The organism is uncultured Aquimarina sp., assembly GCF_947492115.1.
Lineage (GTDB): Bacteria > Bacteroidota > Bacteroidia > Flavobacteriales > Flavobacteriaceae > Aquimarina.
This window is the reverse complement of the sequence record NZ_CANLMM010000002.1, coordinates 31,343-52,352: the sequence shown is the minus strand read 5'-3', so window position 1 is coordinate 52,352 and position 21,010 is coordinate 31,343. Positions and strand designations below refer to the sequence as shown.

At 33.6% G+C, this 21,010-nt stretch carries 18 protein-coding genes; 8 read left to right on the top strand and 10 right to left on the bottom strand.

The window, feature by feature from the left end; genetic code table 11:
- On the top strand, positions 1-732 hold the full coding sequence (locus Q1A73_RS05600) for an RNA methyltransferase (protein ID WP_299602745.1): 732 nt from the start codon (positions 1-3) through the stop codon (positions 730-732).
- Positions 733-737: 5 nt separating this feature from the next.
- Here Q1A73_RS05600 and Q1A73_RS05595 read toward each other — a convergent pair whose 3' ends face one another.
- The 3 genes from Q1A73_RS05595 to Q1A73_RS05585 all read right to left on the bottom strand — a co-directional run bounded on the left by Q1A73_RS05595 (position 738) and on the right by Q1A73_RS05585 (position 3,526).
- Positions 738-1,460 carry a porin family protein gene (locus Q1A73_RS05595; RefSeq protein ID WP_299602742.1) on the bottom strand — a complete coding sequence of 241 codons (723 nt, stop codon included), beginning with the start codon at positions 1,458-1,460 and terminating at the stop codon, positions 738-740.
- A gap of 1 nt (position 1,461) precedes the next feature.
- Positions 1,462-2,190 (bottom strand): bifunctional demethylmenaquinone methyltransferase/2-methoxy-6-polyprenyl-1,4-benzoquinol methylase UbiE, encoded by a 729-nt coding sequence (ubiE, locus tag Q1A73_RS05590; RefSeq protein WP_299602739.1) that lies wholly within the window; start codon positions 2,188-2,190, stop codon positions 1,462-1,464.
- A gap of 241 nt (positions 2,191-2,431) precedes the next feature.
- Positions 2,432-3,526, bottom strand: a complete 1,095-nt coding sequence (locus Q1A73_RS05585; RefSeq protein WP_299602736.1) for a hypothetical protein — start codon at positions 3,524-3,526, stop codon at positions 2,432-2,434.
- Positions 3,527-3,961: 435 nt separating this feature from the next.
- Between Q1A73_RS05585 and trkA the strand changes: the two genes are divergently transcribed.
- On the top strand, positions 3,962-5,311 hold the full coding sequence (gene trkA / locus Q1A73_RS05580) for a Trk system potassium transporter TrkA (protein WP_299602733.1): 1,350 nt from the start codon (positions 3,962-3,964) through the stop codon (positions 5,309-5,311).
- Between the two features lies 1 nt (position 5,312).
- Positions 5,313-6,809, top strand: coding sequence for a potassium transporter TrkG (locus tag Q1A73_RS05575; RefSeq protein ID WP_299602730.1), 1,497 nt, complete (start codon positions 5,313-5,315; stop codon positions 6,807-6,809).
- Positions 6,810-6,817: 8 nt separating this feature from the next.
- Here Q1A73_RS05575 and Q1A73_RS05570 read toward each other — a convergent pair whose 3' ends face one another.
- From Q1A73_RS05570 to Q1A73_RS05560, 3 genes are all read right to left on the bottom strand, one after another.
- Entirely contained in the window at positions 6,818-7,096 is a 279-nt protein-coding gene (locus Q1A73_RS05570; RefSeq protein WP_299602727.1) for a hypothetical protein, read from the bottom strand.
- A 195-nt stretch (positions 7,097-7,291) separates the two neighbouring features.
- The gene (locus tag Q1A73_RS05565; RefSeq protein ID WP_299604642.1) at positions 7,292-8,479 is read right to left on the bottom strand and encodes a pyridoxal phosphate-dependent aminotransferase; all 1,188 of its coding nucleotides are present in this window, start codon (positions 8,477-8,479) and stop codon (positions 7,292-7,294) included.
- 43 nt (positions 8,480-8,522) lie between these two features.
- Positions 8,523-9,623, bottom strand: a complete 1,101-nt coding sequence (locus Q1A73_RS05560; RefSeq protein ID WP_299602724.1) for an acyl-CoA desaturase — start codon at positions 9,621-9,623, stop codon at positions 8,523-8,525.
- Positions 9,624-9,760: 137 nt separating this feature from the next.
- On the opposite strand from Q1A73_RS05560, the gene rsmG reads away from it, so the two are divergent.
- Both rsmG and Q1A73_RS05550 read left to right on the top strand, forming a co-directional pair.
- Complete coding sequence (rsmG, locus tag Q1A73_RS05555) at positions 9,761-10,390, top strand: 16S rRNA (guanine(527)-N(7))-methyltransferase RsmG (protein ID WP_299602721.1); 630 nt, start codon at positions 9,761-9,763, stop codon at positions 10,388-10,390.
- 83 nt (positions 10,391-10,473) lie between these two features.
- Positions 10,474-11,079: a hypothetical protein gene (locus Q1A73_RS05550; RefSeq protein WP_299602718.1), complete on the top strand. Its 606-nt coding sequence runs from the start codon at positions 10,474-10,476 to the stop codon at positions 11,077-11,079.
- Between the two features lie 79 nt (positions 11,080-11,158).
- Here the strand turns inward: Q1A73_RS05550 and Q1A73_RS05545 are convergent, their stop codons facing one another.
- Together Q1A73_RS05545 and pruA are read right to left on the bottom strand one after the other, a co-directional pair.
- Positions 11,159-11,620, bottom strand: a complete 462-nt coding sequence (locus tag Q1A73_RS05545; protein WP_299602716.1) for a GNAT family N-acetyltransferase — start codon at positions 11,618-11,620, stop codon at positions 11,159-11,161.
- Positions 11,621-12,053: 433 nt separating this feature from the next.
- Positions 12,054-13,682: an L-glutamate gamma-semialdehyde dehydrogenase gene (pruA, locus tag Q1A73_RS05540; protein ID WP_299602713.1), complete on the bottom strand. Its 1,629-nt coding sequence runs from the start codon at positions 13,680-13,682 to the stop codon at positions 12,054-12,056.
- A gap of 162 nt (positions 13,683-13,844) precedes the next feature.
- Between pruA and Q1A73_RS05535 the strand changes: the two genes are divergently transcribed.
- Together Q1A73_RS05535 and Q1A73_RS05530 are read left to right on the top strand one after the other, a co-directional pair.
- Positions 13,845-14,564, top strand: coding sequence for an NRDE family protein (locus tag Q1A73_RS05535; RefSeq protein WP_299602710.1), 720 nt, complete (start codon positions 13,845-13,847; stop codon positions 14,562-14,564).
- Positions 14,565-14,629: 65 nt separating this feature from the next.
- Positions 14,630-15,646, top strand: a complete 1,017-nt coding sequence (locus tag Q1A73_RS05530; RefSeq protein WP_299604639.1) for a DUF6695 family protein — start codon at positions 14,630-14,632, stop codon at positions 15,644-15,646.
- Here the strand turns inward: Q1A73_RS05530 and apaG are convergent.
- Positions 15,615-16,001, bottom strand: coding sequence for a Co2+/Mg2+ efflux protein ApaG (gene apaG, locus Q1A73_RS05525; RefSeq protein ID WP_299602706.1), 387 nt, complete (start codon positions 15,999-16,001; stop codon positions 15,615-15,617). The two genes, Q1A73_RS05530 and apaG, sit on opposite strands and share 32 nt — an antisense overlap.
- 305 nt (positions 16,002-16,306) lie before the next feature.
- Positions 16,307-17,062: a DUF3667 domain-containing protein gene (locus Q1A73_RS05520; protein WP_299602703.1), complete on the bottom strand. Its 756-nt coding sequence runs from the start codon at positions 17,060-17,062 to the stop codon at positions 16,307-16,309.
- A gap of 389 nt (positions 17,063-17,451) precedes the next feature.
- Between Q1A73_RS05520 and Q1A73_RS05515 the strand changes: the two genes are divergently transcribed.
- Positions 17,452-20,955 carry a starch-binding protein gene (locus Q1A73_RS05515; RefSeq protein WP_299602701.1) on the top strand — a complete coding sequence of 1,168 codons (3,504 nt, stop codon included), beginning with the start codon at positions 17,452-17,454 and terminating at the stop codon, positions 20,953-20,955.
- Positions 20,956-21,010 lie beyond the last annotated feature (55 nt).

Genomic DNA, 21,010 nt, shown 5'->3' with positions numbered 1-21,010 from the left:
ATGGTTAGCAAAAACCAAAAGAAATTAATAAATAGTTTACATCAAAAAAAGTACCGAAAACAACATGGATTGTTTGTTGCAGAGGGTAAAAAAGTGATTCAGGAGTTTTTAGATGCTGATTTAGAGCTTCATTCTCTTTTTTCGATGGATGAGTCTTTTTTTAATACACCCAAAGAAAAAACTTTTATTGTAAGTGATGCTGAGTTAAAAGGAATTACTTTTCTTAAGACACCGCAGTTTGCACTAGCGCTTTTTTATATCCCAAATGCTGAGTTAATTGATGTCGATAATTTGATTGTAGCTCTGGATGATGTTCGTGACCCTGGAAATCTTGGAACGATTATCCGTTTATGCGATTGGTTTGGGATCACTAGTTTGGTGTGTTCTGATCAAACTGTAGATTGTTATAATCCAAAGGTTGTTCAAGCTACTATGGGGTCTATCACGCGTGTCAATATTATGTATACTAACCTTTTTGACTTTTTGAGTTTATATAAAGATACAGTATCAGTGTATGGAACGTTTATGGATGGTGAGGTTATTTACCAAGAATCGTTGTCTAAAAAAGGAATTATTGTAATGGGCAATGAGGCTAATGGTATTTCTGGTGAGATAGCATCACTGGTTTCAAAAAGAATAGCCATACCAAGATTTGGTGAAACCCAAATAACGGAAAGCTTGAATGTGGCAACGGCTACCGCAATAATTCTTAATGAATTTAGACGTTCTTAGTGTTTTTATTGAAAGGTAAAGTTGATAAAAACTCCTCTAGAAGACATTTTATCAATAGCTGATGTATAAGGGCTATTAGGATCATTGTCAGCGACTAATTCGTCTGTCATTGCAAACACACCGCGTATCGAAGGTGTGAATTTGAAATAAAATAAGTAAAAGTCAACCCCAAATCCAAGTTCAAAATAATTAGTGTTTGTTTTTGTTCTAAACTGTCCTACACTATTGTCATCTGGATTACTCTCATTACTGGATAAATTTATAGAAGTAGATACTCCACCAACAATAAATGGTTTAAAATTATTAAGTCTTTTGGTGGAAACTTTTAATAGTAATGGTATATGAACATAGGTAGAAGTTACTTCTCTGAATCTTTGATTTTCATCAAAATCAGGTCCTGTAAAAGTTAAGTCTCTTCTTACAAATGATACTTGTGGCTCTAGTCTAAGATCTAGGTAGTCGTTGATTCTTAAATTCCCTAATAGACCTACATTAAAACCAATGGATTTAGCGACTTCTACATCATTGTCCAGTATAGGATCTTCACCTTCTGGAGTAGCTTTATAGTCAAAATTAAAGTCATAGGTGTTAAATCCAAGAATATATCCCCAACTTAATCTTGGCTTATCATAGTTTTGTAAATTTCTAACACGTTCTTTAGAAAATAACTGTGCACTCATATCTTGAGTACAAACGATCACAGCTATGGCAATAAAAATTCTTTTCATATTATTTTGTTGCTGTATAAATTGTAGCGACACCAAAAGTTTGTGGATGATCCTCGACTTCTATAAACCCAATTTTTCTCAAAATATTGTTGAAAGCATTTCCATAAGGAAAAGCTGCAGCACTTTCACTAAGATAAGAATAAGCGGATCTATCTTTAGAAAAGATCTTTCCAATTAATGGTAGTATTGAGCTGGTATATAGTTTGTAACCTTGTTTATAAGGGGTTTTCGTAGGTACTGAGGTTTCCAGAACAACAAATATTCCTTTTGGTTTTAATACGCGATATATTTCTGATAAACCTTGTTCTAAATCTTCAAAATTTCTTACACCAAAAGCAACAGTGATAGCATCAAAATAATTATCCTCATAGGGTAAACTCTCACCATCTCCTTTCACCATTGTGATAATTTGGTCTAGTTTTTTTGCTTTGATTTTATCTTTTCCTACATCTAGCATCCCTGCGGAAATGTCTAAGCCAACAATTTCGGTAGCTCCCGTTTCTGCAAGATTAATTGCTAGATCTCCTGTTCCTGTGGCTACATCTAGAATGTTTTTTGGTTGCGTTTTAGAAACTATTTTGACAACTTTTTTACGCCATTTCACATCAATCCCGAAAGAAATGACCCTGTTTAAACCATCATAGTTACCAGAAATAGTATCAAACATTTCTGTAACCTGTTCTTTCTTGGTGGTAGTTTTGTCTTTGTATGGCGTTATCTTTTCTGACATTCAAAAAAATTTAGGCAAATATACATTTTTGATAGGTATCGTAGGAAAAGAATGTCATTTAGTTACAGTAATCCGAAATGTTTTTTAATATCACTCTTATTGGATAGCAATTAATTGTGGATGATTTTACTTTTTAAGATTAATGTTTAAAATAAGAAATCCAACAACCGTTCCTAATTTATGACTGTAAAAGTGCTTAAGAAAGAGTTGTTGGATTGTCTTTTAGATCCGATTAGAAAGCTTATATTTTCAAGTTGTAAACCTTTTTTCTGGTACCATTTTCAAAAAGAACAATAATAATTTCATTGGTAGAATCTACCGGAACTTCTTGTCCTAATAAATTATGGGCTTTTACGATTTTTTGATTGGTTTCAGGAAGTTGAACGTCCTCCACTGATAATACAGGATCATCCGCCGTGCTCACAATTGCTCCATAGTTTCCGGAAGATAATGTCGGCATGTCGAAAGAATCTTCTGTTCCTGTATCTATATTGTACTTTAAAACTAAAGTTTCTGAAAAACCAATGATCTCTGAAGTTTCTGGGTTGTAGGTTAAACTTTCTACAGCATCAAATCCTGGAAATGTAGCTGTATAGTCATAAGTGCTAATAACGCTGCCATCTGTCTGATTTAATTCTACCAAAGAATGAATATAGTTGTTAGGATCTGTGAAATCCCTTCTAGAAACATATAACCTATTATTTGCGATGACTACATCCTGATAATCACCTGAAGTTAGCGATGGTAATGTAAACGATCCTTCATTAGCTGTTTCTATGTTGTACTTTAAAATTAGATTATCAGAAATGCCGAAAATTTCTGAGGTTTCTGAATTGTAAGTCAAACTTTCTACAGAATTGAATCCAGGGAATGTAGCAGTATAGTCATATGTGTCAATAATGCTACCATCGGTTTGGTTTAATTCTACTAGAGAATGAATGTAGTTGTTTGGATCTGTAAAATCCCTTCTAGAAACAAATAATCTATTATTGGCAATGACCACATCCTGATAATCTCCTGAAGTTAATGATGGGAGAGTAAAGGAATCTTCAATGCCAGTTTCTATATTATATTTTAAAATTAAATTATCAGAAATGCCAAAGACTTCTTTTGTTGCTTGATTATAAGTTAAACTTTCTACTGCGTTAAATCCTGGGAATGTAGCAGTGTAATCATAAGTGTCTAAAATAGTTCCGTTAGTTTCATTTAATTCTAGAAGAGAATGTATATAATTGTTTGGGTCTGTAAAGTCTCTTCTGGTAATTTGTAGGTTTTGACTTAAAAGAGTGTTAGTTGTAATTAATAATAAAAGTAAAATAGTAGTTGTTCTTTTCATGTTTTAGGGTTTATGGTTGAATATTAAGGTAAAATGATTAATAACAATAATCATGAAATTGTTACCCAATTTAATAGTTTTTATAGAGAATGACTCCAAATAAAGTAAGTGCCGATATTATATTACTCTTTTTGTAAAAACTCTGTACATACTGATTGATTTTATACTTGAAAATGTAGAAATAAGTTGGTCTTAATAATGTGTTTTTTGTCTTTAAAGAGGATTTGATTGTTTCAAATGAAAGTGATCTTTTTTTGATAAACTACTATTTTGAATTTGCTTTTTGTGTAGGCGTTATTTAATAATTTTACCAGTTTATTAAATTCCATTATCTTTGTAGACTTTTATTTTTCAGTAGAAATTTTTCACCTTTAAAAACAGGGTTTCTACTGAAGTTTAATTTTATCTTTTGATGATAAATAATAAAAAACACCGATGAAAATTATTATTGCCGGAGCAGGCGAGGTAGGGTTTCATTTGGCGAAATTACTTTCATTTGAGTCTCAGGATATTACACTGATAGATCCTGATAAAGAATGTTTAAATTATGCGGATAGTCACTTGGATATACGTGTGATAAAGGGAGATGCAACTTCAATAAGTATTCTTAAAGATGCCAGAGTAGAAAATGTTGATATGGTAATAAGTGTAACCTCTAGTGAGACTACTAATATTACCGTATGTGTTTTAGCAAAACAATTAGGAGCAAAACGCACGATCGCCAGAATATCAAATACTGAGTTTATTGAAAATAAGGAAGAAGTAGGTTTTATTAAGTTTGGAATAGATGAATTAATTTCTCCAGAAGCATTAGCAGCAAGTGAAATTGAACTATTACTTAATCAGTCTGCTTTTAGTGATAGTTATGAGTTTGAAGATGGAGCACTAACCATGGTGGGGACTACACTTTCTGAGTCAGCTCTTTTTGTAGATAAGACTGTTAGGGAAGCAGCAGAGATTTTTCCAGAATTACATTTTATGCCAATTGCTATTCAGCGATCAGGTACCCAATATACCATTATACCTAGGGGAGATACTAAATTCAAGGAAGGAGATCAGGTATATTTCGTGACATCAAAAGGTGGAGTGGAAGAACTTTATAAGTTAACCGGTAAGGTTAAGGAGCAGATCAAGAAAGTCATGATTCTTGGAGGGAGTAAAATTGGTTATAAAACAACTTGTGATTTATGTGATCATAAGTTTAGGGTTAAGCTTATAGAAAGTGATAAGGATAAAGCTTTTGATCTAGCAGATGATCTTCCAAATGCATTGATTATCAATGGTGATGGACGTAATGTAGAGTTGTTAGAAGAGGAGAACATAGATGATATGGATGCTTTTATTGCTGTAACTGGTAATTCAGAGACCAATATTATGTCTTGCTTAGTAGCAAAATCGAAAGGTGTTCGGAAGACGATAGCTTTAGTAGAAAATATGGACTACTTTCAATTATCACATTCGATTGGGATTGATACCTTAATTAATAAAAAACTTTTAGCAGCTAATAATATATTCAGATTTATTAGAAAAGGGGAAGTAGTGGCAATGACAAAGCTGAATAACATGAATGCGGAGTTGCTAGAGTTTGTTGTAAAGCCTACATCTGAGGTGAGTGATAATCTAATTAGAGATCTTGATTTTCCAAGATCTGCAATTATAGCTGGTGTTATAAGAGATGGAGAAGGAATGATTCCTCTTGGAGGTTTTTATATAAAAGCGGGTGATAGAGTAGTGGTATGCTGTTTGCCAAAATCTATTAAGAAAATAGAAAAACTTTTCCTGTAAGATGTCTAAGCTTAACTTTAAAATTATTACTCATATTATGGGGCTTTTATTGCTCTGTAATGGAGGTTTTATGCTGATAGCAACTATCGTTAGTTTTATCTATAAAGATGGCGTTACCATGCAAATCATGTTAGCGGCATTATCTACCATGTTTGTCGGAATAATTTTAATGTTTCTTACGCGTGAGCATCAAAAGTCTATTAATAAAAGAGAGGGTTATATTGTTGTTACTTTTGGATGGATTTTCATGTCCTTAAGTGGTACATTACCTTATTTGTTTTCTGATGCCATTCCCTCGTTTACCAATGCGTTTTTTGAAACGATGTCTGGTTATACTACTACTGGTGCCTCTATACTTAATGAAATAGAAATTGTGCCAAAAGGAGTGCTTTTTTGGCGTAGTCTTACCCATTGGATAGGTGGTATGGGAATTATTGTATTAGCGGTAGCAATATTACCATTGTTAGGAATTGGAGGTATGCAGTTATTCGCTGCAGAGGCTCCTGGACCTAGTGCCGATAAGTTGCATCCTAGAATTACGGATACGGCAAAAAGGCTGTGGCTTATCTATTTTGGGTATACAGCTGCAGAAACTATATTGCTTAAAGTAGCTGGAATGGATTTCTTCGATGCTATTAATCATGCGCTAAGTACCTTATCCACTGGAGGTTTTTCAACCAAAAATGCTAGTGTGGCTTATTGGAATGATCAGCCGCTTATTCAATACATTATTATCGTATTCATGTTTTTAGCTGGAATGAATTTTATATTAAGTTATTTCGGTTTTAAAGGGAAGTTTGGTAAATTCTTAAAAGATGAAGAATTTAAGTGGTATGTAATTTTTATGGTTGTGTTTACCGCAGTTTCTGCTATTATTATTTATTTGAAAGCGGATCCTGCAAATTCAGTTATAGATCATCCGATGGTGTTAGGAGAAGCAGAGAGTGCTTTTAGGCATGCATTATTTCAGGTTTTGGCAGTTGTTACTACAACAGGGTTTGTCTCGGCTGATTTTACCGTCTGGACGCCTTTCTTAAAAATAATATTTTTTGGTTTGATGTTCTTAGGTGGATCTGCTGGATCTACAGCGGGAGGTATGAAAATAGTAAGGCATTTAATTACTATTCGTAATGGTATTTTAGAATTTAAAAGAACGTTGCATCCAAGAGCGGTATTGCCTGTACGTTATAATACAAGAGCGGTTTCTAAAGAGATCGTGTATAATATACTTGCGTTTTTTATATTGTATATGTTGTCGTTTATAATTGGTTCATTAGTTTTAGGAATGCTAGGATTAGATTTCGAAACCGCGATTGGAGGAGCGGCTTCCTCGCTTGGTAATGTTGGGCCAGCTTTAGGAAAACTTAGTCCTGTGAATAACTTCGATGTATTGCCAGCATTTGGAAAATGGTGGTGTTCTTTCTTAATGCTTATCGGACGTTTAGAATTGTTTACTGTTCTTATACTGCTTACTCCTTTCTTTTGGAGAAATAGGTAAACTTTATATTAAAAAGCAGCTTCCCACGGACCTATTGCATAAGGATTGATATGCCAAAGCTCTGCCACCTTTTTAATGGTGTCTTTTACTTTGCCTTGTACACTTTGCAAATAAATAGGTTCTATAAAAAAGATGTCAAGTATTGCTTCGTAATAAGATGTTGAATTATCGATGTCCGAAGGAGTATAATTTAGAATCTCATCATCTGAAAGGGGGCTTTTAAAATTCTCTTTGAAAATTTGAAGCACATTTTTTTGAACGATACGTTCTTTTTCAAGAATGTCCATAAATACAAATACGGGTTTTAAGATTGTTATTTATGTTCAAACTACAATTATTTCTTTCTTCAGTGTTTTCCCCAAAACATTTTAGAATATCATTACTTATAACTCCGAAAACGGTAATTTATTTTGGAAAAAATAAAAACCGATGATTTTTATGGAATCATCGGTTTTTTAATAAAAGATATATGATTTTGTTAATTAACTAACAGCTTTTTTAATTCTGTTTATAGCTTCAGTAATTTGTTCAGTACTTGCAGCATAAGATATTCTGATGCAGTTTCCGTTTCCAAAAGCATCTCCAGTAACAGTAGCAACATTTGCTTTTTCTAATAAGAACATAGAAAAGTCTGAAGCGTTATTAATAGTAGTGCCATCGATTGTTTTTCCAAAATAATAAGAGATGTCTGGGAATACGTAAAAAGCTCCTTCGGGTTCATTACATTCGAAACCAGGTATTGCTGCTAATAAATCTAAAATTAGTTTTCTTCGGTTTTTAAACTCATCAACCATATATTGGATATTGCTTACAGGAGCTTCTAAAGCGGTAATAACTGCTCTTTGGGCAATACAATTGGCTCCACTAGTTACCTGACCTTGCATTTTGTTACAAGCTCTAGCAATGGCTTGTGGTGCTCCAATATAACCTATTCTCCATCCTGTCATCGCAAATGCTTTGGCAACACCGTTTACCGTAACAGTTCTATCGTACATATCTTCGAATTGAGCCATAGATGCATGATCTCCTACATAGTTGATGTGCTCATAGATTTCATCACTAACCACGATAATGTCTGGATATTTTTGTAGCACATCTGCCAATGCCCTTAATTCATCCTTGCTGTATATAGATCCGCTAGGATTACAAGGAGAACTGTACCATATCATTTTGGTCTTAGGTGTAATGGCGTTTTCTAGTTGCTCAGCGGTCATTTTAAAATCATTCTCTATAGAAGTTTTTACCTCCACAGGAACACCTTCTGCAAGTTTTACAATATCACTATAACTTACCCAATAAGGACAAGGAAGTATAACTTCATCACCAGGGTTTAGGTATACCTGTGCAACATTGTACAAAGATTGTTTCGCACCTGTAGACACTACAATCTGAGAACGATCGTATGTTAGGTTGTTATCTCTTTTGAACTTTGTGATGATTGCGTCCTTTAATTCTACATATCCATCTACTGGTGTATAAGAATTGTAGTTATCGTTAACAGCTTGAATGGCTGCGTCTTTTATAAAATCCGGAGTATTAAAGTCTGGCTCACCCAAACTTAAACCGATAATATCTTTACCTTCTGCTCTTAATTCTCTAGCCTTAGCTGCCATTGCTAAGGTTGCAGAGGCCTTTAATTTGTTGATTTTGTCTGATAATTGAATACTCATTTCCGATACTTGTGTGCTCATTTTGGTAATTGATAAATAAAAGTTATGATTGCATAGCAGGTTTCATTCCCATCTGTTTTAGATGTTTAAAATGGGCGATAATCGCTTTGCGAGTAGTCTTATATTCATTATATGGTAAATTAAACTCCTGTGCTGTTTGTTTTACAATCTTAGAGATTTTGGTATAATGAATGTGACTAATATGTGGAAAAATGTGGTGTTCCACTTGATGGTTTAATCCTCCGGTAAACCAGTTAATTAATCTATTTTTGGTTGAGAAATTTACAGTGGTGAATAATTGATGTATCGCCCATGTGTTTTTCATAGTGCCAGTAGTATCTGGCAAAGGCATTTGGGCTTCTTCCACCATATGCGCCAACTGGAATATGATACTTAATATCAAACCAGCTACATAATGCATTACGAAAAAACCGATGAGGATTTTCCACCATGCGATGGACATAATCACCATTGGTACTACGATCCAAATTAGAAGGTAAATAATTTTTGTTATAACAATAGTGCTCCACTGTTTTATAGGGCTAGGAAGTTTACCATAAGCTAATTTTCGAGCTAGATATCTTTTAGTTTGTTTGAAATCTGTTGTTAATGCCCAATTAAAAGTCAGTAAGCCATATAAAAAAACAGAGTAGTAATGCTGAAATTTATGAAACTTCATCCATTTAGCATGTTTTGTAAAACGAATAATTCTACCAGCATCCATATCTTCATCATGACCATGAATATTGGTGTAAGTGTGATGCAAAACATTATGTTGTACCTGCCAGTTATATACATTTCCAGCAAGAATATACATGCTACTTCCCATTAGTTTGTTGATCCACTTTTTAGAAGAATAAGATCCGTGGTTTCCATCATGCATAACATTCATACCAACTCCTGCCATACCAATACCCATTATAACCGTAAGCAAAAGCATCCACCATTGTGATATATCAAGGGTAAGTATGAGAAAATATGGGGTTAAGAATATCGAAAACATGATAATTGTTTTCAAATGTAGCTTCCAGTTTCCCGTTCGTTTAATATTATTTTCTTTGAAATATTGATTCACTCGCTTATTCAGAGTTCTGAAAAATTTTGCTGAATCAACTCTGCTAAATTTCACATTAGGTGTAGTCATGGGTTTCATATTTATGACTTAACGGTATTCGTCATACTTTATTCGGTAAAGTTAGGTATTTATATTTTTTTAACTTCTTAAAAAGTAGTAAAATATATCCAAGTTTAGATGTATTTTTGCGCTTTAAAAATTAGTCCATGGATATTCTACATAAATATTTCCCCGATCTAACTGATGATCAAAAAGAAAAATTTGAAAGGCTTGGTGATTTGTATAAAGATTGGAACGCTAAGATTAATGTAATATCCAGAAAAGATATTGATTTACTATATGAACGACATGTTTTGCATTCACTGGGTATAGCAAAAGTTGAACAATTTAAACCTGGTGCTAAAGTCTTGGATGTAGGTACTGGAGGAGGATTTCCAGGTGTGCCTTTGGCTATTTTATTTCCAGAAACTGAATTTTACTTAGTAGATGTGATTGCAAAGAAGATTCGAGTTGTAAATGAAGTGGTAAAAGCATTGGGGTTGACTAATGTAAAGGCGGAACAAAGAAGAGCAGGAACTTTTGATGAACGTTTTGATTTTATCGTAAGCAGGGCTGTAACTAATATGCCAGATTTTGTAAAATGGATTCGAAAGAATATCACTAAAAAGTCTAATCATCAATTGTCTAATGGAATACTATATTTAAAAGGAGGTGATCTTACCGAAGAACTTTCCGCATTTCCAAAAGCGAATCAATACGATTTGTCGGATTATTTTGAAGAGGAGTTTTTTGAAACCAAAAAAGTGGTGTACATGCCATTAAAATATAAGTTATAATAAAAAGAGTAAACAGGGAGAGTTCCTTATTAATTAGTAATTGCTAAACACTACCGAGAAAACATACTTAACCACTTAAGAATATGAGAAAAACGCTGAGTATACTTCTAATTATTTTTTGTTCACTAACTGTTTTAGGTCAAAAAATTAAAACAGCTTCTGGAGATATTTCTGTGCTTGCGGGAGAAAAAGAACTGTCAGTTACTTTTGGGTATGATAATATAAAGGTGCATGGTTATGAGACAGAAGAGGAGTTTATAGAAGATAAGATGCGAATACGAGAAAGACATAAACCTGGATCTGGTGCTGGCGAAAGGTTCAAAGGTTCTTGGTTTGCCGATAGAGATACAGTATATGCACCAATGTTTATCGAAAACTTGAATTATGCAATACCTAAAAAAAGAAAAATCAAAGTTTCAGAAAATAATCCTGAGGCAAAATATAATTTGCATGTAGAAACATTGTGGGTGTATCCTGGGTATAATGTAGGTTTTTCACAGCCTTGTAAAATAGAAGTGGCACTTAAAATATATGAAATAGCTAACCCTGATAACGTTGTCTGGGAGTCCAAATCACCTTTGCGTATTGAGGCTAAGTTAGCTCCGTATAAGAGAGAAATTAGAATAGGTGCTGCTTATGGTGCTTTAGCTATGAAACTGTCTTGGTTTTTAAGGAAAAAAGCAAAGTGAGGTTTCTTGTTTTTATAAAGCTAAAGAAGATGAAAATTTGTTTTTTTTATAGAAACTAAACAATAGCTAATTCTGAGGGTCAATTTTTTAAATTAACTCTCATTTTTACAAGATATTTTTCAAAACCTGCTTTTTCATACGCCTTAATGGCGCGAGGATTTTGATCATATACATCTAAGTGGAGTTCATAGATTTCTTTTGAGCGGAACCAATCTGATAAATATTTTATTATATTTTGACTTACTCCCATTCCTCGATAATCTTCCTTAACAAACATAAATCCTATATATCCCATTACCGTTTCTTTGAAAAACACTTTTCGATCTCTTATCTGCCCATAACCGCTGCCTACTATTTCTCCATTAATTTCTGCAACAGCTACTTTAGTATGATCTGCTGTAATGTATTCAGAAAGGTCATAATAATTTATTTTTTCTGAAGTAATTAAAGTTGGGTCCATTGGGATTTCTGTTTTTATAATTTCTTGTTCGAAATCTAACAGAATAGGCAGATCTTCAATTTTTGCTGGACGTATAATCATAGGGTTATTTCTTCTTAAAAATACTAATCATTAAATGTATAAACAAAATAGGTTGTACCAACATTACTAATGATAAAAGTATTAGTTGAGTAATAATAAGATTATCGTTATATGACCATTTTGATTCGGAAGAAAAAATATAAGGAACCAATGTAAATAAAAGAAGTCCACCAATTGTTCCTATAATATGAATGTAAGTAAGTATTAAATTTTTTGTTTTATTCAATTTGTGAATTGTAAAATAAGTCAACCCAATACCAAGAAATAAAAGGGACATAAGCAAAAAAACATGAAACCAAGAGATTACGTAATAGGTGTCATGTACATTGATATCTAAAGTGTCATTCTGAAAATAAAAACCGTATATCAGCATAAATAGGGATAATACCCAAAATGAGATATACGGTTTGTTTGTAATATGTTTTAGCATTTACTATTCTCCTAAAAATGGATATCTATAGTCTGCTGGTGAAACAAATGTTTCTTTTATTGTACGAGGAGATACCCAACGTAATAGGTTTAGGTATGATCCCGCTTTATCATTAGTACCCGAAGCTCTTGCTCCTCCAAATGGTTGTTGTCCTACAACAGCACCGGTTGGTTTATCATTGATATAGAAGTTTCCAGCAGCATTTTCTAACGCTTTAGTGGCTTCTGCAGCTGCATATCTATCTGTAGAGAAAATAGCACCTGTTAAAGCATATTCACTAGTTTGATCAACTAATTTTAAAGTTTCTTCCCATTGATTGTCATCGTATACATAGATTGTAATCACAGGTCCAAAAAGTTCAGTACACATTGTGGTGTATTTTGGATCTTCTGTAAGAATCACCGTTGGTTCTATAAAGTATCCTTTTGACTTGTCATACCCACCACCAGCAATAATTGTAGCATTATCATCTTCTTTAGCTTGATCAATATACTTAGCAAGTTTATCGAATGATCCTTCATGAATTACAGCAGTAATGAAATTGCTCATATCCTCTGGAGATCCCATTTTGAAGGATTTGATGTCTGCCAATAAGAATTTTTCTACATCGCTCCACAAGCTTTTTGGTATATAAGCTCTGGAAGCTGCACTACATTTTTGTCCTTGGAATTCGAAAGCTCCTCTAGAAATACCAGTTGCTACTTGTTTTGCATTCGCACTTGGATGTGCAACAATAAAATCTTTACCTCCAGTCTCGCCTACGATTCTAGGGTAGGTTTTATAGTTGTGGATATTGGTTCCAATTTTAGCCCAAATGTCTTTAAATACATGAGTACTTCCCGTAAAGTGGATACCAGCAAAATCCGGACTTGCTAATACAGTATCTGTTATCATCACAGGATCACCATATACTACATTGATTACTCCATCAGGAACTCCGGCTTCTTTGAAAATATCAACAATTACTTTTGCAGAATATATTTGACTATCACTTGGTTTCCATACGACAGTGTTTCCCATTAACGCAGCACTCGCAGGTAGATTTCCTGATATTGCAGTAAAGTTAAAAGGGGTAATTGCATATACGAAACCTTCTAACGGTCTATACTCTAATCTATTCCAAGCTCCAGAAGTAGAGTCTGGTTGATCTTCATAGATCTGAGTCATAAATTCTACATTAAATCTTAAGAAGTCTATAAATTCACAAGCTGCATCAATTTCAGCCTGAAAAATATTTTTTGATTGCGCTAACATCGTCGCTGCATTAATCTTTGCTCTGTAAGGACCAGCAATTAATTCTGCAGCTCTTAAGAATACAGCAGCACGTTGTTCCCAAGCAAGATTTGCCCATTTCGTGCGAGCTTCTAACGCTGTGTCGATAGCTTTTTGTATGTGTTGTTTTTCAGCTTTATGATATGTTCCTAAAACATGTTTATGGTCGTGAGGAGGTGACATCGTTTCTGTATCTCCAGTTCTGATTTCTTCTCCGTTTATATAAAGAGGTACATCAATAGTAGTATTATACATTGATTTATAGGTTGCCAGAACTTCTTCTCTTTCTGGGGTTCCGGGAGCATATGACTTTACAGGCTCATTGATAGCTGTTGGAACTTGAAAAAAACCTTTTCCCATGATCTGATATATTTAGTTTGTAAGATGAGTACGTTTACTTAAAGCGGCAAAGATAGGAAATTAAAAAGGGCAATATTGATTTTAACCTTTTATAAACATGAGTAAAGTATTGTATGTATTTTTTTCGTAAGTTGTACAAAATTTATCCGACCCAAAAGACCTATGTGTACAGTAACTTTGATCCCCACCCAAGAAAACGGTTTTATATTAACCTCTAATAGAGATGAGGCAATTAATCGAAAAACACTAGTTCCAGAGTTTTATCAGATTAATAAGACTAGAATGCTTTTTCCTAAAGATGCGGTGGCTGGTGGTACTTGGATTGGTATCAGTGATAAAAATACGATGATTTGTTTGCTTAATGGAGGTTTTAAAATCCATGAAAGACTTATTTCTTACAGGCAAAGTCGAGGAGTAGTGGTTAAGGACTTGTTGGGGGCGGATGATTTGGAACAAGCAATAGAATCATATGATTACAAAGGAATAGAACCATTTACCATCGTTGCAGCAAATTGGAGTTCGGATTTGAAGTTTTATGAATTGGTTTGGGATGGAAAACAAAAACATTTTAAACAGTTAGAAAAACAGACGCATATTTGGTCATCTTCAACTTTGTATACTCCAGAAATGAAAAGTACAAGAGAAAACTGGTTTGATGCATTTGAGCAAGAAAATACGTTGACTTCCCAATCTCTTTTGAATTTTCATAAAAATGCTGGAATAGGTGATAAAAATATCGATTTACAAATCGACCGAGGTTTTCTTAGAACTCGAAGCATCACTCAGGTAGTAAAAGATAATGAAGAAGAGCTTTCTATGCGATACGAAGATCTTCAAAATTCCAAAGTTCATACCATAGCTTTTGGTGCTATTACTGCTTAGTTAAATAGTATCTTATTGTTATATAAAAGAATTAAGGTTATTAATATTAAAATGTGAAATCTGTGATGGATTACACGGGTAAAATAATTTCATTAGCATTTCCAGATACGTTTGTTAGATTTTCTGCCGAGGAGACTAAATCTACAAGTGTTTTGCAATTCTTAGGATTGGGAAAAAATGGTGTTATTAAGGCAGGTCATGCAGCGTTTGTCTTAATTGAAAATAAAACAGGAAATGCCGAGTATTACGATTTTGGCAGATATATTACGCCTCATGGAAAAGGTAGGGTGCGTAGTGCAATTACAGATGTGGAATTAGAAATTCCATTTAAGGCCACGTTCTCTGATGATGGCGCTTTGACTAATCTGGATAAGTTTCTTGTTTGGTTAGAGGCGCATCCTGAGAAAACGCATGGAACTGGAAGATTGGTTGCTTCTGTTTGTGATTATATTAATTATGAAAAAGCCAAGTCTTACGTGGTTGAAATGCAGGATCGAGGAAGTATTCCGTATTCAACTTTTAGAAAAGAAGGCAGTAATTGCTCTAGAATTGTTACCGATACCATTTTGAATAGCACGGATAAATCTCGTATTAGGACACCTTTACTCAGAAATAAATTATTTACACCTAGTCCTTTAGGAAATGTAGAAAAAGGATCTTTGAAGAATCAAATATTTCAGGTAGAGAATGGAGTTTTAATGGAGTATCCAAATTCCGTTTTAAAAGAAAATCTTACGAACTATTTTGATAAAAGAACTCCTGATATGGAATATTCTACTAATATAGAGTTGCCAAATTCTTTAGAAAATGCTCATTATCTTTCTGGAATTGGGAGTAGTGCATATTTTACAATAAAGAAGTCATCCGAAGTATCAATGTTTGAAATTAGTAGATATACCGAACATGGAATTGAGGATTTTAGAGGTGTATTTAAGTCGAGTACTGTTTTTAGTCTAACCAAAGAATATAAGTTCGTATATGATTCTAATTGTAAGTATTGTCATGTAGAACAAGAAGGGAATACAATACGTTTTGATTTAGTTAAAAAACTTAATTTAAAGCAAAAGGAGCACTTAGTTTAAAACTAGGAATGATGACTTTAAACTTTCTAGTAGAAGTGAAGTTTACCATATTGTAGTGTCCTTTCATCGCTCCGAAAGGGGAACTTAAAAGACATCCGCTATTGTAAGTATGAGACTCTCCTGGTTTTAGTACTGGTTTTTTGCCAATAACACCCTCACCTTCTACAATTTCAGTATTGCTCAATGCATCTTTTATTTTCCAAAATCTCGAAGTAAGTTGAACCGAATCTTTACTTTGATTTTCTATGGTGATGCGGTAACCAAAGGCAAAATGAATCTTATAGTTCTTAAAGAACGTGCCTTCAAAGGTAGTATCTACCGAAATTTTTATACCTCTTGTTATTTGCTCAACCATTGTTAAAAAATAAATATAGATCCTATAATAGCCACCATTGAACCTATACTTGCTAAGATAAAAAATAATATGTTTACTAACAGAAATTTAACAATAGTTTTGGCTCTTTTTTGCTGATAAAAGTTACGCATAGCCTTATACAGATAAAAAAGAAAAACAAACATAGCGATGCTAGAAGCAATTTCGCTATTTGTAATTTGATCTAGTAATATGGCAATCCCCATTAGAATAAAAAACATGGTTTGAGTATGAAAAGTAAATACCAGATGTTCCATGTAGTTAAAGGAGCGTCTAACGTAGATCAATTAAATGGTTAAAGCGAAAAAAGGAAGGAAGAAAAAAATGATAAATGGAAGTTTGTTAAATACAAATTTCAAAAGTTCCATTGGATTTTCATTAAGATCTCCTGTTCTAATACTTCTTCTGTATAGATATTTGGTATATCCACTTTTATTATGTTGCAAACTGTCTAGCGCCAAACTAGCTGATAACTGTCCTGTTTTTTTATAATGAGATTTGTAAGTTTTCCATCGACCTTTAGTTGCATTATATATGCTCATGGTGTCTAATTGAGCTTCATCATAATATACAAAATCTTCCTGCTCTTTATTTTGAGCGATAGTGTCTGTTTTGTTGCTTTCATCGGTCAATGAAGGGCTCGATATTTTGACTTGAAATGCTTCTTTTTTATCTCTTTCCTCATGGTCTTCAAGGATTAAAGTGTCAAAATCAATAAACAATCCACTAATAATAAAAAATATGATAGAGACACTGAGGTAAAACCTAAATGGGTTGGCGTATTTTATACGTTTTCCTTCGACATATTCTTTCGTAACCACTCCTGGTTTGAAAAGTAATCCTACGATGGTGTGTCTTAATCGAGAGTCGTACGAAAAAATACTAGCAAAGAACTCGTTAAAAAAATCTTTAAACGAAAGTTTTTTGGTAGTGTTAATTTGGCCGCAATTATGACAATAACGATCTATAACATCCAAAGGAACTCCACAGTTTAAACATTCATTACCTCGATATTTTTTAAGAAATCTCCCCTTTTCTTTCATGGTTAGCAGATGGTTTGCATAATGAGACTAAAGTAGTTGTATTTCGTTACAAAATAAAACAATTTCCAATGTCTTTAAAACTAGGTAAGTTGTTGCAAATATTTAAGTTCGAAATACGCAAACGATAGAATAAAAATGTAGGAAAAAATGATTATAACGTTTTAGTTGAATTTTGATAGTGTTTTTAAGCAATATTTTTAGGTTTTTATCGAAAAAAATAATTTTAACTTTATCGATTTAGGTTGTTTTAAGTATTTGAAAATAAGTTAGTTAAATTGATTTTAAAGCTTGTGAAGGTATAGTGTTTAGAGAAGGTAAATGGTATTTTTGAGTAGTTAAATTACGGTTTAGCAACAATACTTTTTTTAAACAACTTAATAAACCTTTATATGATTAAATCAAACCTTGTCTTTAGCATAGCTTTATGGTTATTTATTTTTTTCAAAGTTACTATTGGAAATGCGCAATATAATGCAGATGCGCCATGGATGTCTCAAATTTTTCAAAAATCAACTTCTGATACTAAAAACACATTAAAATTTAATGAATTGGTCAATGCTTTTGATCGATATTGGGAGAATAAAGATTTTAATGTAAAAGGAAGCGGACATAAACCTTTTAAGAGATGGCAGGAGTTTCATAAGAATACAGTAATGCCAGATGGTACACTGCCAACATCTGATTTTTTGTGGGATGTCTGGGAAGAAAAACAAAATAAGAAGACGTATAACAGTAAAATGACGGAAAGTTGGCTTCCGATTGGGCCTTTTGATCATGATCCTACAAATTCTTGGTCGCCAGGTCAAGGGAGAATAAATGTTGGGATCATCGATCCTAATCAGTCTAATGTTATGTATGTAGGAGCGCCTGCAGGAGGAATTTGGAAATCTATAGATAATGGAGAAAATTGGGAGCCTTTATCCGATGATTTACCTCAAATCGGAGTTTCGGGTATCGCAATTGACTATAATAATTCTAATGTAATTTATATATCTACAGGTGATGATGATGCTAGTGATTCTTACGGGATAGGTGTGTTGAAATCGACTGATGGAGGGTATACCTGGAATAAAACTGGTCTCGAAGCCTCTGATCAATACGAAATTGGTAATGATATTTATATAGATCCTAATAATTCTAATAAATTATGGGTGGCAACGAGTAGAGGTGTTTATAAAACTGAAGATGCTGGTGCAAATTGGGTAAAAACATTAGTGGGTAATATTAAGGATATAAAGATAAAACCTGGTGATACCAATACCATCTATGCGGCAACTTCTAATACTTTTTATAAATCTACTGACGGAGGTAATAGTTTTTACGTAGTACAAAATGGATTGCCTGTCAATTCTTCGCGACTTGTTATAGATGTTACTCCTGCAGATCCGAATTATGTATATGTTTTAAGTGCTGCCATTGGAAACTCTTTTCAAGGTTTGTATAAATCTACTGATGCTGGTGCAAGCTTTAGTAAAACTCAGGAAACTGAAAATATTTTAGAAAGTACACAAGCATGGTATGATTTAGCATTAGCGGTTTCGGATGAGGATCCGGATATGGTTTTTGTAGGGTGTCTTAATGTATGGAAGTCGATAAATGGAGGAGATAATTTTGTAAGAATAAATAGGTGGAATAGTCCAACGGAACCTACATATACACACGCAGATATACATTTTTTACGTTTTTATAATGGCCGACTTTTGTGCGGAAGTGATGGAGGGATTTATGAGTCTGTGAATAACGGGATATCGTTTACGGATTTGACAAAAGGTCTTCAAATTGGTCAGTTTTATAAAATATCGGTAGCAGAGAATAGTTCTTCTGATCATTTGGTTGGTGGTTTACAAGATAATGGAGGCTATGCTTTAGACGGTTCTCAGTGGAATGTTTATCATGGAGCAGATGGTATGGATTGTGCAGTTCAGGGTGATGATCCAAATACATATTATGGATTTATTCAATATGGGATTAGTTTGTATAAAACAGAAGATCGAGGTAAAACTCGTAGATATTCTGGTGGAGGACCTGAAAGAGGAAATTGGGTAACGCCTTTGGTGTCCGATCGTAATGGAAATATTTACGCAGGATTTAAAAGCTTCTATAAGTTAGACAATGTTTCTTTTAGAAAACAAACTGATTTTGATTTTGGAGGTGGAAATATAGATCATATAGAGTCGGATCCTACGGATATGGACATAATCTATGCTGCTGATTTTAGAGATTTATATAAAAGTAAAGATCGTGGTGTAAACTGGGAGAAAATATATTCATTTCCTTCTTCAATTACTTCTATCGAAGTTCATAATGATAATAATCGGATTATTTATGTATCAACATCAGGATCTATTAGTGGAAAAGTTTTTAGATCAGAAAACCAAGGAGTTAGTTTTCAAGATATTTCTGGGGATTTACCGCCAGATGCCAAATTCGTAGTGAGACATCACAAAGGAACAGAGTCTATTTATCTGGGAACCTACTTAGGAGTATATTTAAAAAATGGAGAAGAGCCGTGGCAAGATTATTCTTCCAATCTTCCTAATGTAGCTGTAAGAGATTTAGAGGTAAATCTAAAGGATAATGTGTTATTAGCAGCTACCTATGGTAGAGGAGTATGGAAAGTTCCGTTAGCTATAGAAATTCCATCTGATGAAATAGCGCCGTCTAAGCCATTAGAAGTTGTGGCATCAGAAATAGATCAGGTTTCGCTAACATTAACTTGGAATGCGTCTATGGATAATATTGCAGTTACCAGTTATGAGATTTATGAAGGAGATGAGTTTGTGAAATCGGTAAATGGTACAACTAAAAATATTACAGGACTATCTGCGAATACCAGTTATGAATTTAGAATTATAGCATTAGACAGAAAAGGAAATAAATCTATTCCAAGCGATGTTACTTCCATTACGACAGAAATGGTTTCCGAAATTACTGTAAACTTTTATAAACCATGGGGTTGGAGTGATCAGGTGCAGGTTTACTTTTTTAGTGCTTCTTTAAATACAACACTTTCTGGAACTAATGAATGGCCAGGGCAATCCATGAGTTTGTTTCCAACAACAAATTGGTATTCTTATACAGTGCAGTTGCCTGCTGGTATTCATGAAAATGATATACGTATGGTGTTTAATGCCGATGGTAATCAAACAGATGATTTGATGCGTTCATCAGATGGTTGGTATTATGAAGGTGTTTGGAGCGATGAATGTCCGATAGATTGTGATGGTTTAAATGCAACAGTTATAGATATTTATTTTAATACTCCTACCTACAGCTGGAATGGGCCTTCGAATATTTATGTGTTTGATAGAAATCGAAATATTACTTTAGAAAACACCGTAGCTTGGCCTGGTCAAGCGATGGCCACTATATCAGGAACTCCATGGAAGAAATGGTCATTCATCGTTCCTAATGGGGTGTCTCCTGATGATATAGGTATAGTATTTAATGATGGTAATGGAATGCAGACGGTAGATTTAGCAAGAAATAGGACAGGTTGGTTTACAGCTGGATATATCGATAATGGAAAATATGTTGGTTTCTGGAGTGATTCTTGTCCGTCATCATGTGATCAGATACCGTCAATTGATGAGGTAGAAGAATCAATTTCGACAATAGCATCTACTGCGGAAGATACCGTAAAGTCGATGATTATACCTAACCCGATTAAAGAGGATTCATTTTTAAGGCTTAATTTGCCAAGTAGCGGAGTTTTAGAAGTTAATTTTATAAACTTACTAGGGCAAAAAAGAACAATATTTAATGATAATGTTATTTCTGGAAGAATGGATATTCAACTAAATCATTTAGATAATAATCGAAAAGGGATATGCTTTTACGAAATCAAACTTAATGGGACAAGACTACATACCATAAAAGCAGTTGTGCAATAAATTCTCTTCGGAGTTTTAAAAAAAAAGGGTAAAGTTTTATTGCTTTACCCTTTTT

Bases quoted from the DNA above. Each gene is read 5' to 3' on its own strand.
- Q1A73_RS05600 (WP_299602745.1), top strand. From the start codon at position 1: ATGGTTAGCAAAAACCAAAAGAAATTAATAAATAGTTTACATCAAAAA.
- pruA (WP_299602713.1), bottom strand. From the start codon at position 13,682: ATGGGAAAAGGTTTTTTTCAAGTTCCAACAGCTATCAATGAGCCTGTA.
- ubiE (WP_299602739.1), bottom strand. From the start codon at position 2,190: ATGTCAGAAAAGATAACGCCATACAAAGACAAAACTACCACCAAGAAA.
- Q1A73_RS05595 (WP_299602742.1), bottom strand. From the start codon at position 1,460: ATGAAAAGAATTTTTATTGCCATAGCTGTGATCGTTTGTACTCAAGAT.
- Q1A73_RS05535 (WP_299602710.1), top strand. From the start codon at position 13,845: ATGTGTACAGTAACTTTGATCCCCACCCAAGAAAACGGTTTTATATTA.
- Q1A73_RS05570 (WP_299602727.1), bottom strand. From the start codon at position 7,096: ATGGACATTCTTGAAAAAGAACGTATCGTTCAAAAAAATGTGCTTCAA.
- Q1A73_RS05560 (WP_299602724.1), bottom strand. From the start codon at position 9,623: ATGACTACACCTAATGTGAAATTTAGCAGAGTTGATTCAGCAAAATTT.
- Q1A73_RS05585 (WP_299602736.1), bottom strand. From the start codon at position 3,526: ATGAAAAGAACAACTACTATTTTACTTTTATTATTAATTACAACTAAC.
- Q1A73_RS05575 (WP_299602730.1), top strand. From the start codon at position 5,313: ATGTCTAAGCTTAACTTTAAAATTATTACTCATATTATGGGGCTTTTA.
- apaG (WP_299602706.1), bottom strand. From the start codon at position 16,001: ATGGTTGAGCAAATAACAAGAGGTATAAAAATTTCGGTAGATACTACC.
- Q1A73_RS05550 (WP_299602718.1), top strand. From the start codon at position 10,474: ATGAGAAAAACGCTGAGTATACTTCTAATTATTTTTTGTTCACTAACT.
- rsmG (WP_299602721.1), top strand. From the start codon at position 9,761: ATGGATATTCTACATAAATATTTCCCCGATCTAACTGATGATCAAAAA.
- Q1A73_RS05515 (WP_299602701.1), top strand. From the start codon at position 17,452: ATGATTAAATCAAACCTTGTCTTTAGCATAGCTTTATGGTTATTTATT.
- Q1A73_RS05530 (WP_299604639.1), top strand. From the start codon at position 14,630: ATGGATTACACGGGTAAAATAATTTCATTAGCATTTCCAGATACGTTT.
- Q1A73_RS05545 (WP_299602716.1), bottom strand. From the start codon at position 11,620: ATGATTATACGTCCAGCAAAAATTGAAGATCTGCCTATTCTGTTAGAT.
- Q1A73_RS05565 (WP_299604642.1), bottom strand. From the start codon at position 8,479: ATGAGTATTCAATTATCAGACAAAATCAACAAATTAAAGGCCTCTGCA.
- trkA (WP_299602733.1), top strand. From the start codon at position 3,962: ATGAAAATTATTATTGCCGGAGCAGGCGAGGTAGGGTTTCATTTGGCG.
- Q1A73_RS05520 (WP_299602703.1), bottom strand. From the start codon at position 17,062: ATGAAAGAAAAGGGGAGATTTCTTAAAAAATATCGAGGTAATGAATGT.